This is a genomic window from Bradyrhizobium sp. th-b2, from assembly GCF_000426785.1.
GTDB classification, from domain to species: domain Bacteria; phylum Pseudomonadota; class Alphaproteobacteria; order Rhizobiales; family Xanthobacteraceae; genus Bradyrhizobium; species Bradyrhizobium septentrionale.
In genome coordinates, this window is the sequence record NZ_AUGA01000087.1 from 1 (window position 1) to 17525 (window position 17525).

At 59.9% G+C, this 17525-nt stretch carries 12 protein-coding genes and 1 pseudogene; 10 read left to right on the forward strand and 3 right to left on the reverse strand.

Features of this window, described 5'->3' with window-relative positions; translation table 11 throughout:
* The first annotated feature begins 248 nt into the window (after positions 1–248).
* Positions 249–476, forward strand: coding sequence for a hypothetical protein (locus tag K359_RS0142385; protein WP_029084570.1), 228 nt, complete (start codon positions 249–251; stop codon positions 474–476).
* A 1960-nt stretch (positions 477–2436) separates the two neighbouring features.
* On the opposite strand, the gene K359_RS62270 is transcribed toward K359_RS0142385, so the two are convergent.
* The 3 genes and pseudogenes from K359_RS62270 to K359_RS55160 all read right to left on the reverse strand — a co-directional run bounded on the left by K359_RS62270 (position 2437) and on the right by K359_RS55160 (position 4240).
* Positions 2437–2763 (reverse strand): hypothetical protein, encoded by a 327-nt coding sequence (locus K359_RS62270; RefSeq protein WP_156928992.1) that lies wholly within the window; start codon positions 2761–2763, stop codon positions 2437–2439.
* Positions 2760–3041, reverse strand: coding sequence for a helix-turn-helix domain-containing protein (locus K359_RS55155; protein WP_051346737.1), 282 nt, complete (start codon positions 3039–3041; stop codon positions 2760–2762). The genes K359_RS62270 and K359_RS55155 overlap by 4 nt, the downstream gene beginning before the upstream one ends.
* Positions 3042–3133: 92 nt before the next feature.
* Positions 3134–4240: pseudogene (locus tag K359_RS55160) on the reverse strand (IS630 family transposase).
* A gap of 467 nt (positions 4241–4707) precedes the next feature.
* Between K359_RS55160 and K359_RS0142415 the strand changes: the two are divergent.
* The 9 genes from K359_RS0142415 to K359_RS0142455 form a co-directional block, all read left to right on the forward strand.
* On the forward strand, positions 4708–9366 hold the full coding sequence (locus K359_RS0142415; RefSeq protein ID WP_156928993.1) for a hypothetical protein: 4659 nt from the start codon (positions 4708–4710) through the stop codon (positions 9364–9366).
* 101 nt (positions 9367–9467) lie between these two features.
* A complete protein-coding gene (locus K359_RS55165) occupies positions 9468–11192 on the forward strand; it encodes a type I secretion system permease/ATPase (RefSeq protein WP_051346738.1) in 1725 nt (574 codons plus the stop codon).
* A gap of 25 nt (positions 11193–11217) precedes the next feature.
* Complete coding sequence (locus K359_RS0142425) at positions 11218–12573, forward strand: HlyD family type I secretion periplasmic adaptor subunit (RefSeq protein WP_029084573.1); 1356 nt, start codon at positions 11218–11220, stop codon at positions 12571–12573.
* A 739-nt stretch (positions 12574–13312) separates the two neighbouring features.
* Positions 13313–14299 carry an endo alpha-1,4 polygalactosaminidase gene (locus tag K359_RS0142430; RefSeq protein WP_084518734.1) on the forward strand — a complete coding sequence of 329 codons (987 nt, stop codon included), beginning with the start codon at positions 13313–13315 and terminating at the stop codon, positions 14297–14299.
* The gene (locus tag K359_RS0142435; RefSeq protein ID WP_029084575.1) at positions 14296–15282 is read left to right on the forward strand and encodes a lipopolysaccharide assembly protein LapB; all 987 of its coding nucleotides are present in this window, start codon (positions 14296–14298) and stop codon (positions 15280–15282) included. Before K359_RS0142430 ends, K359_RS0142435 begins: the two co-directional genes overlap by 4 nt.
* 282 nt (positions 15283–15564) lie before the next feature.
* Complete coding sequence (locus tag K359_RS55170) at positions 15565–16050, forward strand: helix-turn-helix domain-containing protein (RefSeq protein WP_245284887.1); 486 nt, start codon at positions 15565–15567, stop codon at positions 16048–16050.
* Positions 16051–16066: 16 nt separating this feature from the next.
* On the forward strand, positions 16067–16381 hold the full coding sequence (locus K359_RS66445) for a transposase (protein WP_084518735.1): 315 nt from the start codon (positions 16067–16069) through the stop codon (positions 16379–16381).
* Between the two features lie 84 nt (positions 16382–16465).
* Entirely contained in the window at positions 16466–16813 is a 348-nt protein-coding gene (gene tnpB, locus K359_RS0142450) for an IS66 family insertion sequence element accessory protein TnpB (RefSeq protein WP_029084576.1), read from the forward strand.
* A 46-nt stretch (positions 16814–16859) separates the two neighbouring features.
* The coding region (locus K359_RS0142455) for an IS66 family transposase zinc-finger binding domain-containing protein (protein ID WP_029084577.1) at positions 16860–17525 on the forward strand (666 nt) is incomplete at its 3' end.

A 17525-nucleotide genomic window follows, 5' to 3' on the forward strand; every position in this document is an offset into this window, starting at 1 on the left:
CACGTTACGCCTAACTGGCAGGACATTGGGGGCCGCGCGCCATTTTCAGAAAACTGGAGATCGTGAGCAGCCTGCTCCCAGCGCGTCTCAAAAGCCCAAGCGTGAAAGAAGGACGCCACCGCTTCAGGTTGGAAGAAGACCATCCAGATAACCACCATGGTTACAAGGCCGAGGTTCCTCCGCAGGAACGGAACCAAATAAGGTATTGCCGCTTTTGCTATTTGGATTGTTTTCTGGAGAGGATGCGAATGAGCTACTTCGATAAGCTTCGTAAGGGATCGAGGCTGCACCGCACTACAATCGTCGATGATCGTACATTCTCAATCCAGCCCGCCGGTAATGGTTCGAACGACCTAGGTGCTTTCCAGCGCGTGGCTCAAGACACTGTCCACCACGAAGGCGAAGACGGATATCGGATACCGCTTAAAAATCTTACAGGCTCAATCTACGATCTCCTGGTCATTAAGCGAGATTGACGACTGATGTTCCGAATTCGCTTCGACAGCTAACCAGCGCCCCCAGCGCCGGACGTTAGTCACAGCGCCAGGGATCGCTACTCCCAGGGGCTGAGGAGCGACTGCGAGCTGGAACGCCGACTCTTGCCGTATCAATTCGTTCCTACGAACAACGATCAGCGAGCTACCCCCTCCGAGGTACGAAACGATTGCGCGCCTGCGCAGTATTCTACTCGTCAGGATTTTGCGCTTTACATCCTGGGGCTAGAGCCAACGCTGCCCGTGTGTATTTTAAACGGGCAGCGTTGAGCCCGAATTCTGGGATTTGTATGACATCTCGGCGCACCTCAAATGCACCGCCTGCAGCAAGGTCGGCTGGGTCGACACGCGTCTCGATGGGGTGAAGTGATCAATTTCGCCAAAGGCTTCTCTGGCTAGACAAGGCCCACTCCAAAGAAAGAAGTCTCAGATCATGGCGCCGTACCAAATCACGAGCGCGAAGATCACCAGCAAGACGATGGTGATGATCTGTTCACCGACGGGTATCGGTTGTTTGTCCATGACCCGCGCCGAATCGAAACGGCCTTTAAAGCAAAACTTGATCGATTGCATCCACGATTACTGAACCAACTCAGCTGTCATTTGAATACGGCGACGACGTCGATGATGACGAAGAGGCCGCCAACTGAGGCGCCCTTACTAATGGGCGGCTTTTGGTACCGGGCCTTCTCCGTTTGACTTGCTCAATCAGAGGCCGGATTAGATGTTTAAAAGCAAGGCCGAGACATGTGATCAGCACCAAGATCGGCCAGTATGCCAAAATCGCAAGAGCGGCCAACCATGCCGGGCTGCGCTGCTCAAGCCAAAAATACACCGACGCTGCGGTGATGTGGGCCGCGACTATTGCGGCCCAGATGGCTAGCGCGACGTTGGCCGCCTCACCGAGTGTCACCGCTTCCCACGCGGCTCCAATCGGCCTTGAAGGCGCGTTTTCGCTTGTCATAGTTTGCGCGGCCTTCCCACATTGCCCGCTGGTAAGCCCCACGGAGTCAGCTCGAAAAGGCTAACGAGGGCTGACGGTACTGCATCAGCAGTGGATCGGGACCCTACCCACTCTGGGGGGCCGTACTTTTTGATGGCGACAGAAATCCCTGTATGGCTTAAGCCCGCAAAGCCACCCTTTGATCTCGTCCGATTCCATCGGGTCTTCAAGCGCGCCCACTGAATGATGAGGCAACGCGGCGGCATTCGGGCATCCGGCGCACTTCGGAAACTGAAGGGCACACCAATTGTCTCCGGGGCATTTCGATAGATGCCTAAAGCAATTGGCCCAAGCGGGCTCGGATATGCGCATACGTCACCGCATTTAACGGCGGGAGCACAACACTCTCAGTCACCGGCGACGGCCGAACCGGAGCCCGGTGATAGAAAACATCATTAACTAGTTTTGGGTGAGAACCTTTGCGGTGGATCAAACCCAGACCACTGAGGGTTAAAATAGGCTGGCACCCACCAATTCCCCGAGCGGGAAGACCTCCTATGCATGGTTAAACGTCCGTTCACCCGAGCCGGCATGGGGTGGCTCGCAAAATCAACAGAATGAACAATCTTCGGATGATGATCTTTGACCGCAAAAGCCGCGGACCTCGCATAGACCAGTAAAGCGGCAGTCTCTTAGGCTCGCAGCACGTTAGATGCATGCGAGGATAAGAATGCGCAGCAAGTTTCTTCGAATGATCGGCTTAGCGACGGTCACTGCTTCGCCGTTACTTCTGTTGGCGTCCTTGGCTTTGGCCGCCGGCACCGTCCCTGGCTTCAGTCTCACCCCGCAATTCGACCTGACCGGCAAGGCTGCGCCTGGCTGTCGGCTCTTCGTGATCCAGGCCGGCACAGTCGCGACGCCTCAGAACGCCTATTCAGACTCGGGTCTGACGCAACTCCTACCGAACCCGTTGACGTGCGACGCAGCGGCTCGCTTGCCTCAGTGGTTATTGCTGATGGCGCCATAAAACTCAGATTGACGGATCGCGGCTGCTCGCGGTGCTTGGAAACCAGCCCTTCCAGTCCCATCAGGTAGACGTAGCGGAACAGGTCGGGGCCGATCTCGCCCTGCTCGAAGTCGCTGGAAGATCCCGTCGACGCGACGCGCTAACAGCCGCACCAGGTTGATCTTGGGCATCGATAGCGACAGTTTGCGATGATCCTCGCCGCCTTTCGCCAGGATATCGAAGGCGTAGAACTGCATCTCGTCATGTACTTGCGGGACTGATATGCCGTCGACGCCGAGCACGGCCTCGCCGTCAATCACGAAGGACGTGTTCCGGTTTCGCAGCGCGGCGTCCCCGATCGCGGCTCCCAAAGCCCTCCCAGCCGATGCTCGGCAAAGCGCCGACGCCACTTGCCGACCGTGTCCGGATCAATGCCCAGGCGGGTCGCCACGACCTTGCTCTGCTCGCCTACGGCACAGGCCAGGATGATCCGAGCCCGCAGCGCCAACGCCTGAGCCGTGCTTCGGCGCGACGCCAGCGACGTCAACTCAGCGCGTTCCACCTCATCGAGCCCCAGCGAGGCAAACCATCGACCCATGACCAATCCTCCCCCAAATCAGGAGAGTCCGCCATGATCGAGCCGATTTGGAGTCTGCCGAACTTATGATTCAGGACACTAGTCACGTGAATCTAAAGTTCGCCACATAATGTCTGTTGGGCTTTGTGGCAGAAGCGTTTGACGGAAGCCAAAATCTGGTCTGCGGACTTGGTCCATTTGAAGGGCTTCGGGTTTTGGTTGTGCAGGTCGATGAAGGTCCGGATGTCGGCCTCGAGCTGCCTGACGGAGGTGTGAACACCTCGCTGGATTTGCTTTCTGGTGAGTTCAGCGAACCAGCGCTACTGATTGATCCACGACGCGGAAGTCGGCGTAAAATGGACATGATAGTGAGGCCGGCGGGTGAGCCACGCTTTGATCTTGGGTGTCTTGTGGGTGGCGTAGTTATCCATAACGATATGGACATCGAGGCCTTCAGGAACTTGAGCATCGATCTCTTTTAAAAACTTCAAGAACTCGACTGCTCGGTGGCGCTTGTAGCATTTGCCGATGACGAACCCTGAGGCGACATCGAGCGCGGCAAACAGCGAGGTCGTACCATGCCGCACATAGCTGTGCGTACGACGTTCCGGCACGCCAGGCATCATCGGCAAGACCGGTTGCTCGCGATCAAGCGCCTGGATCTGGCTTTTCTCATCGATGCTGAGGACAAGGGCTCGGTTCGGTGGGGACAGGTAAAGGCCGACGATATCGCGCACCTTGTCGCCGAACAGTGGATCGCTCGACAACTTGAATGTCTGGCTACGGTGCGGCTGCAAGCCGAACGCCGACCACATTCGGCGGATCGTGGTGTGGGAAAAGCCAGTCTCCGCAGCCATCGAGCGGATCGACCAGTGCGTCGCGTCGGCTGGCGTAGTACGCAGCGTTCGCTCGATCACGGCTGCAACCTGATCGTCGTTGATGGTGCGAGGGCGGCCAGGGCGGGCCTCGTCGAGCAGGCCATCACAGCGATCCTTCAAAAACCGGCGGCGCCACTTGCCAACGGTGTGCTCGTGGATGCCGAGTTCGGCAGCCACGGACTTGCTTGGCAACCCGTCCGCACACCGCAGGATCGCGCGGCATCGCTCAGATAGCGACCGGGCAATACGATGACGACGAACTTGTCTCTCCAAGTACGTCCGCTCCTGCGCACTCAGCACCAACGGCTCGATCGGCCGGCCTCTCACACCCGCATTCGCCACAAGCGCTCTCCTCTATCGAGAGAGATTCGAGCTATCATATAATGTGACGAACTTGCGTTCCAGATGACTAGGAAGAGAGCCGCTTAAGTGAGTTTCCGGATGTCAGTCGGGCCCATTTGTCCAAGAAGCGAGCCCACTCGATTGACTGGGGCGCGGAATTCGTCTGTGGCGGCGCATGGCCTCTTTGGCGATGGCTGAGACCCAGCGCTCTCAAGGAATGTGAGACGAAGTCTGACACGCAACAGGGATTCCCGTTGGACAGGCTTGCTCCTTTTACATTTTAGTATGCCGTCAACAAGAGGCAGGTCACCCGCCTTGTCGAAGTCAGATCAATCGCAGCATTTCGAATCCCGCGATAATTCGGCGCGACGTCGGAAGGATATTGTCTCCGTGCATCAGGTCATGCGGCCTCGCAACGTCATAGCCATGGCGAAGGAAGACGCAAAACGGTTTGAGGGATCACACAAATGGCGGCAACAATTGGAAACTTGACGCTCGATGGGCGATTCGCCGATTGGTCGCTGAATGACATTGTCGAGAGACCGGGAAACACTGTCGCCAATTATCAGGTCTATGGCGCGCTCGTTGACGATGCGACCGGCAAGAACTATGTGGTCGGCATCAACGCGGCTGTCGCGACCGATCCGGTCATCGCCGCTAATACCTCGATCTATCTCAATACGGATCAAAATGCTGCAACCGGATATTTGGTTTTCGGCAGTGCAATAGGGGCTGAATATGAGGTGAAGTTCCTGCTCGACGCGAATACCGTGCTTCAACCCTACCTGTACTCGCGCACATCTGCCGGCACAGAAACCCTGCTCAACAAGGGCGCGCCGCTCAATTTCGGCGTTTCCAGCGATGGCGAAAGCGTCGAAGTCGCGATCCCGCAGGCGCTGCTGACGCCGACCGGCGGTCCCGCACCCACCTCGATCAACTTTGCCGCGTTGATCAATAACGGAGAGGTGGCTCTGCCCGGCGATTTCACCAACCCGCAATACGTCATCACCGATCCATCGACGCTGGTCCCGGTGGATCACACCATCAAGAAGGTCGGCATCGTTTTTTCCGCGACCACCGCCGCGCTGTATTTCGGCGGCTCGGCGGCTGGTCAAACCGCTTATGCCGATCTGTTCATGGCGGCGCAGCATCAGGCGGCGGCTGCCGGGGTCTCCTATGACCTCCTGACCGAGGCCGACCTCACCAATGTTGCCAAGCTCTCGCAATACAGTGCGCTGATCTTCCCGGACATGGAGAATGTCCAGTCGAGCCAGGTCGCCTCGATCGTGAGTGCCTTGAGCCATGTGGTGTACGGCTATCACGTGCCGATCATTACGGCGGGCAATTTCCTGACCAACGATGAGATCGGGGCGCCGCTGCCGGGCAATTCCTACGCCAACATGCAGGCGCTGCTGGACGTGACGCTGGGCGGGTTCGGTACGGCAACCTATTCGGTAACGGCAGATCCCGCGGCGCTTGCCAATCACAATCCGATCATGGCCGGCTACGCGGCCGGCGAACTCATCGGCGGCGCCAGCGGTCAGTTCGCTGGGACGCCGGCGGGCTACTACACCAACACGGGATACCAGACCTTCTCCGGCGTCACGCAGCCGGCCACGACGCTCGCGGATATCAACGTTCAGGGCGGAGCCTCTGTCGCCGGCGTAGTGCAGACGACCACCGGCGGCACCAACACCTTGTTCGCGACCACCGGCCTGCTCGGCGACAGCAATCTGCTGCAGCACGCCATCCAGAATGCGGTGTTCGGCACCACGCCGAGCCTGTCGCTAGATACCTCCCGCATGGCCGGCATCGTCGCCTCGCGCACTGATCTGGACCAGTCGCAATTCCGGTCCGACGTCTCGCCGGAAGGCGGCCAAGCCGGTATCTACGACCTTCTGATCCCGATCCTGCAGCAGTGGAAACAGCAATATAGTTTTGTCGGCACCTACTACGCCAACATCGGCGACAACGCCAATCCGAACAACGAGAACTTCACCAACTGGGCGGTTTCCGCACCCTACTATCGGTCGATCGTCGCGATGGGCAGCGAGATCGGCAATCACTCCTATACCCACCTCATCAATCCACCGGTCTCCACCTGGAACGAGAACACCAACACGCTCTACGTCACGCCGCCAGCCAACGGTTCGGCGCCCAACTGGACCTTCAATTACGAGTTCGGACAATCGAAGACGATCTTGCAGCAGCAGATCGGCGTCGCGATCGCCGGTGCGGCCGTGCCCGGCGCCGCCGAGACCGTGAGTACGTCCCAGCAGATCATGCAGTACTACCAGAGCGTGGCGGGCGGGCTCACCGGCTACGTCACCGGCGGCTGGACCGGGGCAGGGGCCGGCTATCCCAACGCCTTTGGCTATATTGATCCGACCAATACCGGTTCGGTCTATATCGCGCCCAACATCACCTTCGACTTCACTGAAATCCAGTTTCAGAACAAGACACCCGAGCAGGCGCTGGCCGACTGGCAGGCGCTGTTTAATCAGCTATCGGCCAATTCCCAGGCGCCGATCATCGTATGGCCGTGGCACGACTATGGCGCTACCAATTGGGATACCAACGGCGCCGGCGGTGATCCGGGTTATACGACCCAGATGTTCACGGACTTCATCGCCTACGCCTACAATGCGGGCTATGAGTTCGTGACCATGGAGACGCTCGCCGCCCGCATCGCCGCGCAGCAGAAGGCGACGATTTCCGAAACCACCAATGGCAACGTCATCACCGCGACGATTACGCCGGATCCGACGGCGCCGGACCTTGGCGGGATGGCCTTGAACGTCACCAACGCCGCCGGTCAGGTCATTCAGAACGCCGGCAACTGGTACGCCTACGACAGCGACAGCATCTTTCTGCCGTACGGCGGCGGGACTTTCAAAGTCACCCTCGGCGCGACGCAGGACGATGTCACGCATATCGAGGCGCTGCCGATGCGCGCCGACCTCCTGTCTGTGACCGGCGACGGAGCGAACCTGGCCTTCTCGATGACAGGCGACGGCGTGGTCGACATTCACGTCAAGACGCCGGGCGCGAATATCGTCTCGATCCAGGGCGCACCGCTCGCCACGCTCAACGGAGCCGATCTGTCGCTGGTATTCAATGACGGGCTACTGGCGGTCTCTACGAGTTCACCGCAGGGTGTGCAGGTTCAGCATAATGTCACGGTCTCGGACGGTGCGGCCGCTGTCGCGTCGAGCGGCAACGACATCTTCTTTGGTGGCTCGGCCAACGACATCATCAACGGTGGAGGTGGCAACGACGTCCTCAACGGCGGTGGCGCTACAAATACCGCAGTCTATTCCGGCATCGTGAACAATTACAGTTATACGCAGAATGCAGACGGCAGCGTTACCGTGGCCGACCTGCGTGCAGGTGCGCCCGACGGCACGGATACCGATATCAACATCCAGAACTTCCGGTTTGGCGACGGCCTTGTGCTGACTCAGGCCCAGTTGGCGTTTTCCGTTGTCATGGGAACACCGGGCAACGACGTCTTGACCGGCTCCGCCATTGCTAACTCAGGCCAGATCATCCTCGGGCTGGCAGGCAACGACACGCTGACGGCGGGCATCGGCGGCAACACCATCCTGGACGGCGCCGATGGCAATGACACGCTTCGCGACGCAGGTACAGCCGCTGCGGCAAGCCTCGTCGATACCATGAGCGGCGGAGCCGGCGACGACACCTACGTCGTGACAAGGGCGAATGATGTTATTGTCGAGCAAACCAATGCCGGTACGGACACGGTTCGCACCAACCTTAGAAACTATGTGTTGCCCAACAATGCGGAGAACCTCGTCTACACGGCCAGCGCCGGCATCACCGCCACCGGTAACGCGCTGGGCAACACGTTCAGTGGCTTTGACGGCACAAGCATTCTCAACGGCGGCGACGGCACCGATACCGCCTTGTTCACCGGCCAGTTCGCGCAGTACAGGGTCGCCGCAAATCCGGACGGCAGCCTCAGCCTGACCGATACGAGGGCAGGTTCGCCGGACGGCACCACGACCTTCAGCAATTTCGAGTTGTTCCAATTCAACGGCGGGCTCGTCCTGACGGCCGCGCAACTCGGTGGCAGCACGGGGATTCCACCGACGGCGGTCAACGGAACCACCGGCAATGACGCGCTGACGAGCTCGATGACGGGCGCGATCATTTCGGGGCTTGGAGGTGCTGACACCCTGACAGCCGGCGCGGCTAACCAGACGCTGGACGGCGGCGCTGGGGCGGACATTCTGAATGACAACGGCCAGAGCGGGATCAAGCTGCTCGGCGCCGCGGGTAACGATACCTTCATCGTGAGCAACCCTGGCACCATCATCGCAGAGTCCGCCAACAACGGCACGGACACCGTGCAGACGACGCTATCGACCTACCAGTTGCCAGCCAACGTCGAGAGGCTGGTCTATACCGGCAGCGAAAGTTTCACCGCGACGGCAACAGTGGCCGGCGAACAGATCACCGGCGGAGCGGGCGCCGATTCATTGGGCGATGCCGGTCTCGCCAATGTGGTCCTCAGGGGCGGCGGCGGCGCAGACACCTTCACCGTCACCAGTTCTTCGACCACCGTGAACGAGACGGCGGGCAGCACGAACGCGACCGTGATGACCACGCTCGCCAGCTACACATTGCCGGGCAACGTGCAGAATCTGACTCACTTCGGAACCGGTAACTTCACCGGCAATGGCAACGGTCTGGCGAACACCATCACAGGCGGCATCGGCAATGACACGCTCTTCGGCAATGGAGGCAAAGACCACCTGGAGGGCGGAGTGGGGAACGACAGGCTCTCCGGCGGCGACGGCGCCGATACGTTCGTGTTCAATCATGCCGGCTTCGGCAAGGACGTGATCACCGATTTCACGGCCAATATGACCAACGCCAACCACGATTTTCTGGAGCTATCGTCGTCCATGTTCGCCGCCGGTACGACCGAGACCGCGCTTGTCAATGGGGCGGCCCTCAACGCCGCGGGTGGGCCGGTTACTGTGGTGCAACAAGGCAGCAATGTGCTGATCACGCTGGATCCAACAGACACGATTACGCTGAATAATGTGACGTTGTCGATGCTCAAGGCCAGCGCCACCGCTGACATCCATTTCGTTTGATAGCTGACCAGCGGGAGAGAGGAGCAGCCGAGTAATTGCCGGACGCCGATCTATCAGTGCTCCGGCACGTGTCGTTTCTCTATTGCAATAGGTACAGGACATTGCCGAAGAAGCCGGGCGATCAGCCCAAGAACCAAACTTCCGATCTTGCCGGGGCCTTTGCGGGCTTTCGCGGTGCGATTCTGGCTGTTTCAGTGATATCGGGGATCATCAACCTGCTGACGTTGACCGGTTCCCTCTACATGCTTCAGGTCTATGATCGCGTATTGGCGAGCCACAGCGTGCCGACGCTGGTATCTTTGTCTGTCCTGATGTTCGTCCTGTACGCTTTCTATGGCGTCTTCGACCTGCTGCGCAACCAGGCATCGGGCCGCGCTGCGGTTCTGTTCGATCGCCGCGTCGCTGGCTCGGTGCAAGCCATGGCCGTCAACCTGCCCCTCAAAGGTGCGTCAAGATCGACGGCGCAGCAGCCGGTGCGCGATGTTGACACGATCCGTACCTTTCTCGCCAGCGGCGGTCCGGTCGCCTTCCTGGATTTGCCCTGGATGCCGCTCTATCTCGCTGTTGTGTTCTTGCTGCATCCTTTGCTCGGGGTGATGTGCCTTGCGGGGGTGCTGCTCCTCGTCCTACTCACGTTCCTGTCCGAATTGCTGTCGCGCCACGAGGTGCGGGCGAGCGCGCGCGCTGACGCCGCTCGTAAGGCGATAGCCGACGCCAACGCGAGAAATGCGGAGACGCTGCAGGCGATGGGATTCGTCGGCCGCGCCGTCCATCGGTTCGAAAGGGCCAACCAAAGTTATCTGACGCTGCAGGTCAAGGCGGGCGACGTGACCTCGAAGCTGGCTGCCGTCTCCAAGTTCCTGCGCTTGACGCTGCAATCGGCCATCCTGGGGTTGGGTGCGTACCTGACCATTCGCGGCGAAGTCACCGGCGGGGCAATCATCGCTGCCTCGATCACCACTTCCCGGGCAATGGCCCCGGTCGAGCAGGTAATTGCGCACTGGCGCAACTTTCTGGCCGCACGGCATAGTTTTGATCGGCTGTCGAAGATGCTCGACAGGTTTACGGTCGCTGCGCCGTCGTTGGCTCTTCCGCCTCCAGTCGAGCGGCTGACGCTGGCGAATGCAACGGTGTGTGTGCCCGGTACCCAACGTCCTGTTCTGTGCGACGTGGGTTTTGAGCTGCGGTCCGGCCAGGCGCTGGCGATAATCGGTCCCAGCGCGGCAGGCAAATCGTCGCTGGCGCGTGCAATTACCGGCGTGTGGCCGCTGCTGCATGGGTCCGTTCGCCTTGACGGCGCCGAGCTCGATGGCTGGACGTCCGACGAATTGGGCAAGCATATCGGCTATCTACCGCAGGACGTTACGCTGTTCGAAGGGACCATTGCAGAGAACATCTGCCGCCTCGAGGAGGAGCCGGACAGCCGGGCCATCATCGCGGCGGCCAAGGCCGCCGACGTCCACGATATGATCCTCCACCTTCCCGTTGGCTACGAGACCAATGTCGGCCCCGATGGCTCGGCGCTTTCCGCGGGCCAGCGCCAGCGCGTCGCGCTCGCCCGCGCGCTGTTCGGTGACCCCTTCCTGGTCGTTCTCGACGAGCCCAACTCGAACCTCGATGCCGAAGGTGAATGCGCGTTGTCAGCGGCAATCCAGGGCGTTCGGGACCGTGGCGGCATCGTGCTTGTCATTGCGCATCGGCCCAGCGCGCTCAACTCCGTCGATCACGTCGCCATGATCAATGCGGGGCGATTGAGCGCATTCGGCCCGAAAGACGAGGTGCTGAAGAAGGTCTTGGTCCATCCGGTTCGGACCGCTGTCAGTTGATGAGTTGAAACGGAGTGATTTCGGCATGACGGCTTCGGTTGTAGCCCTGAACAAAAACTTGCGGCGCTCGACAGGAGCCCGCCCGGCGGCTTCGCCGGTGGATGTCGCCGAGCTGCGGCGTCCACTTGCTACCGGCCTGGCTCTTTCCGGCCTGGTTGCACTTGCCGTTTTCGGTTGGGGCAGCGTGGCGACCCTGTCGGGAGCCGTAATCGCGCATGGGATCGTTGTGGTTGACGGCAGCAGCAAAAAGATTCAGCATCAGCAGGGCGGGGTGATTGGAGAGATTCTCGTAAGAGACGGCAGTCGCGTCTCCGCCGGTGATCTGCTGGTCAAGCTGGACGGGACGCAGGCGCGCGCCTTGCTGGGCATCGTCACATCGCAATTGACCGAGTTGGTTGGCCGGAAGACGCGCTTGGCCGCCGAGCGTGACGATCGGGACGACCTGGAGTTCCCACCCGGCTTCACAGCATCCGGCCAGGAAGCGGAGCGGGTCGCCAGCGGAGAGCGGCGGTTATTTCATGCGCGACTGGGATCGTTGAACGGACAGAAGGCGCAACTCGGCGAGCGGATCAAGCAGAACGAAGACGAGGTCAAGGGGCTGACGCTGCAGAACTCCGCCAAGGCCCGCGAAGTAGCGTTGATTCGTGAGGAGTTATCGCGAGTCAATGATCTCTATAAGCGAAATCTGCTGCCGGTAACACGCGTGCTAAGCCTGCAGCGCGACGAGACCCGGATTGAGGGCGAGATCGGAACACTGGTGGCGCAAATCGCCAAAATCGGTGGCGAGATCGCGGAAACGCGGCTCAAGATTCTCGCCGTTGACCAGAACCGCTTCTCCGACGCGCAAAAAGAGCTGCGTGAGGTCGAGGGCCGCATCGCAGAGCTGCAGGAAAGAAAAATCGCGGCTGAGGATCAGCTGCGGCGGGTCGAACTCAGGGCTCCGATCGACGGGATCATTCACGAACTCAGCGTCCATACCGTCGGCGGCGTGGTTAACCCGGCCGAACAGTTGATGCTGGTCGTTCCCAGCAGCGATTTATTGTCTGTCGAGGTTCATATCCCAAGTACAGATATCGACCAGCTGAAGATCGGACGGCAAAGCATGTTGCGATTCACCGCTTTCAACCAGCGCACGACGCCGGAGGTGGAGGGAGTGGTGACCCGGTTGTCTCCGGATGCCACCCGGGACAAGGAAACAGGACAGTTCTACTATACCGCTCGTATTACTCCCGACAGCGGCGAACTCGCTCGGCTTACCGATCACAAGCTGCTTCCCGGGATGCCGGTCGACGCCTTCATCGAGACGTCAGCACGAACCGCGCTGTCATATCTGACGAAACCGCTCACAGATCAGTTCGAACGCGCTTTTCGCGAGCGCTGAAGGCTTAGCTGAAGAGTCGCCTCGATCTACAACGTCAGCTCTGCTTCGGTCGTTCTGGACCCGGTTCGTTGCGATCTTGCCTTGTCGAATGCCAATGGCTTGTCCACCGCGTTAGAACCGCCGAGTATGCGCTGGGTCTGATACAAATCAGATTTTTTCGTTGGTTCGCAGAAAGCGTACCAATTACAATTGCGTCGGAGAAGCTGCGTCTTGTCCCTAACACACCCTTCCGGGAGCAAGGGTCTAAGGATTCAACTGCATTTCAGGAAACAAGTTGGTTAGGCGGGATACTATCATTATGGCATTTAGCTCCAGCGGCGTTGACGAATGAATGAACTCATTTCGCCGGATCACCGGTCTTCGGGCAATGGATGGGCCGACCAACTTACAGCCTATCGCCAGCGGACGAGGGGCCGCAGCCGTAGTCTTGAGCGAGACGCGTCTGAGATCTGCGTGTTTGAACGGCCTGTTGCCGTCGACACGAGCAGTGGGGCGGCATTGTGTCCTCAACCACGACCAATGCCATGATGACCGTAAACGGGCAGTATGGAGCAATGGTTGGCGTGGTCGAAAACGAGCCGGCCACCGGATGTCACGTTGTTCGCGTGCCAACTTCCGAAGCTGACTCCGATTCGCTAGTCGCGATGATCTGTATTTTGTTTCGTCGCTGTACCGAAGAGTCGAGCCGCGCCTTTGCGTCAATTCTGTCGTCACGCCTTCGGCTCTTGGAGATACGTCGATGAAGTTCTGCAAACGGGTGCGACCGTCGCGCAACCGCTCGCTGGCCAAAGGCGAGATTGCTTCGCTCTTGCGGAGGGGCAGAGAAGTCTGGCGATTACCCATGGCCCGTGAGGAGAGGGCACATTTGATCAGCCGCCGACAACTTGGGATCCTGCTAGGCATCATATCGTGTGCTCCGTCTCTCTTGGGAGCAGCCCAGCTGAGCGAAAAACGGAAGAAAGGCCAAATCCCTTTCCTCGTCTATTATGGCGCGAGCACAGATCCAGCCATTGGCGCCTTTGCCCTTGCGGCGCTCGACAGCGATTTAAATCTCGCGCCTCTCGACCGATTCCGTCGCGACGCGACTTACTTGGGCTATCTCAGCTTGAGTGAGGTCCACTCTGGACGCCCTTATTTTGTCGAGCTCGCTGCTGAGGGCTTGCTTTTCGGAGCGAACGCAAACTGGCCAGACGCACGGTTCATCGACTTGCGACATGAAAACTGGCGCCGGCGCGTGGTAAAAGACCTCGTTCCCGGAATTCTTCAAAAAGGCTTTGATGGAGTGTTTCTTGATACACTTGACTCGGCCGAATTCCTTGAGAGGCAGGACCCGAGCCGTTATGGAGGAATGGTTGAGGGCGCTGCCGATCTCGTCCGCGCAATTCGGACGGCCTTTCCGGGCATTCTGATCATGATAAACCGGGGCTTTGCGGTACTCCCGCTGATCGCAGGTCATTTTGACATGGTTCTCGGCGAGTCAGTCCGCACTACGTTCGATGCCGGAACGGGTCGTTACAGCTTCGTCTCAGAGTCGGATTACGAGTGGCAGCGCCAGCAGTTGTGGGCGGCTGGCGGCCGCGACCCCAATCTGCAGCTCTTCTCGCTCGACTACTGGGATCCTAATGACAAAGAAAACATTGCGAAGATCTACACTGAGGAGCGTGCAAACGGGTTTATTCCCTATGTTGCCACGCCAGATCTCACCCGGATTGTACCTCCTCCATGAAGCCCTTCTTTCCGCGCCTCAATCACGGTCCAAAGCTTGGCGACTTGCTGCCCGCGGCTCCGTCGATTCCGGTGTTCCTGATTGTTCTCGTGCTCATGGCAGTTTCGCTCAGCGCGCTTTTGGTCCCTCGCGGAAGCGAACTGGCGCTCCTCGAGTTGGAGGCCGGCAATACGCAAGTCGCGCTCAATCTGCTTGAGCAAATGTTCGAGGCTGGCGACCGATCACCGCCGACTGTTGCAGCGTTAGCGAAGGTCCGAGCTCGTTCCGGTGACGTCGCCGGTTCAATCCGATTGCTGATAGGCCAACTGGACGAGCACCCGCGCGACATTGGGCTAATGCGGCTTTTGGCTGGCCAATACCGGCAGTTAGGCCGTACGGATGACTGCGCGGACATCCTGGTACGGGTTAAGGCCCAGCACCCGACTGCCGAGGTGAGACGTGAACTCGTGCGGACGTATTTGCAGATCGTTGAGGTCGAGCTGCGGCGCGGCCGTGGGCACAAAGCGGTTGCTGCCTTGCGTCAGACGCTGCCGTTTCGATTCGCCCAGGGGCGCCCGCCCGAACTTTCCCATGAACCGGAGCTTCTCCATCCGTCGGTCCTCGTCGACGTCGCCCGGGCTTACATCCGTTTAGGTCTCGTACATGAGAACTGGGCGGTCATGGACGCACTGCTGCGCCAGCAGCCCTCTGCAGAAGCAGAAATGGCATGGGCCCTTGCTGCGGCGGGGGCGGGGCGGGCAAGTGAACTCTTTCATTGGCTTCAAGCCCGCAAGGTGGGCTCGATTAAGCCAGAGTTTCTAAAGGAGATTACCTTCCTGGCCTATCATGCGAAAGCGCACAGCGTCGCGGCGGATGCTGCGAGGCGTCTCGTCGCCGCTCGGGGCAATGATAGCGATCGCATGTTGATGGCTGAGGTCTTCACCGCAGCCGGTTTATCTTGGCTCGGAGCTTCTTCCCGGCGCTCTCTCACTGTCTCCCCATAGGAGCCGACCTAACGAACCGGGATATGCTTTAAACGTAGCATGCAGACCGTGGGCTACAAAGGCGACTGGTTTGTCGGGAATAAGGTTTCGGAGAGTTCACTCAAGTCAGCTTGAGACTATTGGAAATATTGTATTTGAGCCCGGTGCATCATCCTTCACGAAGCCCTCGCCGAACATGATGGCGGATGCGTCTTCGCCCTGGCTAGTGTCCCGAGTCACAAGTTCGCAATCGCAGATTCGCAGCAGGTTCGCGTCGCTGTGCCAAGGCTGGAGGCAGCAGCAGTGACGGAGGATCTGATGGCGGTCCAGCAACTTGCCTCCCTGACATTGAGTGATGAAGAGCGCACCGAACTGAAGGCGCTGACGACGCGGCGGAAGACGGCGCAGGCGCTGGCTCTGAGAGCCCGGATCGTGCTGACCTGCGCGGAAGGCGGTCAAAACAAGGAAGTGGCGGCCAAGCTGGGCTTGGGCCGGTCAACGGTAGGCAAGTGGCGGCGGCGCTTTGTGGAGCAGCGCGTGGACGGGCTGCATGACGAGCCCCGCTCCGGGGCGCCACGTACGGTTGACGATGTCCGTATCGAAGCCATGATCGTGAGGACGTTGGAGAGTTGCCCCGAGAACGCCACTCATTGGAGTTCCCGCGGCATGGCGAAGGCCAGCGGCCTGTCGGTATCGACGGTGCAACGCATCTGGCGGGCCTTCGGGCGTATCCCTCCGTTGAGGGCCGCCTTGTTTGGCGGACGCGAGCGCTGCAGGTCCCAGGGGTAATCCTAGGAGAAGCGCTATGACGATTTCGCGGGCAGAGTTGATCACAACGGTCGAGCGGCGGCGTCGGTGGTCGCAGGATGAGAAGGAACGGCTAGTTGCAGCATCGCTCGAGCCCGGAGCCACTGTTTCCGAGGTGGCTCGCATGGCCGGCCTTCATGTGAGCCAGCTGTTCAGGTGGCGCAAAGAGCTTTGCAAGCACAGTGAGACGAGTATAGCGCCGTTAGTGCCGGTCGAGATTGGGCCGTCTGTGCCGCCGCGAGATGTGGCCGAAGCGCCATTGCGCGACGGCGCCGGCGCGTCGACGGAGGAGCCATGGCATCATCGAGATTGATCTTGGTAGCGGACACCGCATCCGGGTCGATGGCGACGTTGATGGAGACGCGCTGCGTCGAGTTCTCGATGCCCTGGTGCGCCGATGATCCCGGTTCCGACAGGCGCGCGAGTGTGGCTCGCGACAGGCTACACGGATATGCGCAGAGGCTTTCCGTCGTTGGCACTCCAAGTGCAGGAGGTGTTGCGCAAAGACCCGCTCAGCGGTCATCTGTTCGTCTTCCGCGGTCGCCGCAGCGATCTTGTGAAGATGATCTGGGACGATGGCCAGGGAGCATGCCTGTTTACCAAAAGACTCGTGAGAGGGAGGTTCATCTGGCCATCGGTTGCCGGTGAATCGGTAACGATCTCTCCGGCGCAGTTGAGCTATCTGTTGTCCGGGATCGATTGGCGCAACCCTCAAGAAACCCAGCGCCCGACGCGGGTCGGATAGCCGTTTTACGGTTTGAATCTGCTGCTTGATCTGATTCAATGGCTTCATGATATCGAAGCCGGACGATCTTCCATCGGACCTTGCGAGTGCCCTGGCGGCGCTGCAGGCCGAGCGTGAGGCGCGGCTGCGAGCCGAGGCGGTGGCTGCCAGTGCGCGGGCGGAGCTGTCGGACAACGAGGCGCTGATCGCGCATCTCGAACTGCGGATCGAGAAGCTCAAACGCGAACTGTACGGGCAGCGCTCCGAGCGCGCGGCACGGCTGCTCGAGCAGCTGGAGTTGGAGCTCGAAGAACTCGTCACCACGGCGAGCGAGGATGAGCTTGCGGCGCAGGCCGCAGCGGCGAAGACGCAGAACGTCCGCCCCTTCATGCGCAAGCGGCCGGTGCGCAAGCCATGGCCGGACGACATCGAACGCGAGCGCGTCGTCATTGAGACTCCAACGACCTGCGCCTGCTGCGGTGGATCGCGGCTGGCGAAGATCGGTGAGGATGTGACCAAGACGCTGGAGGAGATCCCGCGCCGCTTCAAGCTGATCGAGACGGTACGCGAGAAGTTCACCTGCCGCGATTGCGAGAAGATCAGCCAGCCGCCCGCGCCGTTCCATGCCACGCCGCGCGGCTTCATCGGCCCACAATTGCTGGCGACGATCCTGTTCGACAAGTTCGGCATGCATATCCCGCTCAACCGCCAGAGTGCGCGCTTTAAGGCCGAG

Bases quoted from the DNA above. Each gene is read 5' to 3' on its own strand.
- tnpB (WP_029084576.1), top strand. From the start codon at position 16,466: ATGATCCCGGTTCCGACAGGCGCGCGAGTGTGGCTCGCGACAGGCTAC.
- K359_RS0142425 (WP_029084573.1), top strand. From the start codon at position 11,218: ATGACGGCTTCGGTTGTAGCCCTGAACAAAAACTTGCGGCGCTCGACA.
- K359_RS55155 (WP_051346737.1), bottom strand. From the start codon at position 3,041: ATGGGTCGATGGTTTGCCTCGCTGGGGCTCGATGAGGTGGAACGCGCT.
- K359_RS0142430 (WP_084518734.1), top strand. From the start codon at position 13,313: ATGAAGTTCTGCAAACGGGTGCGACCGTCGCGCAACCGCTCGCTGGCC.
- K359_RS0142415 (WP_156928993.1), top strand. From the start codon at position 4,708: ATGGCGGCAACAATTGGAAACTTGACGCTCGATGGGCGATTCGCCGAT.
- K359_RS0142435 (WP_029084575.1), top strand. From the start codon at position 14,296: ATGAAGCCCTTCTTTCCGCGCCTCAATCACGGTCCAAAGCTTGGCGAC.
- K359_RS0142385 (WP_029084570.1), top strand. From the start codon at position 249: ATGAGCTACTTCGATAAGCTTCGTAAGGGATCGAGGCTGCACCGCACT.
- K359_RS66445 (WP_084518735.1), top strand. From the start codon at position 16,067: ATGACGATTTCGCGGGCAGAGTTGATCACAACGGTCGAGCGGCGGCGT.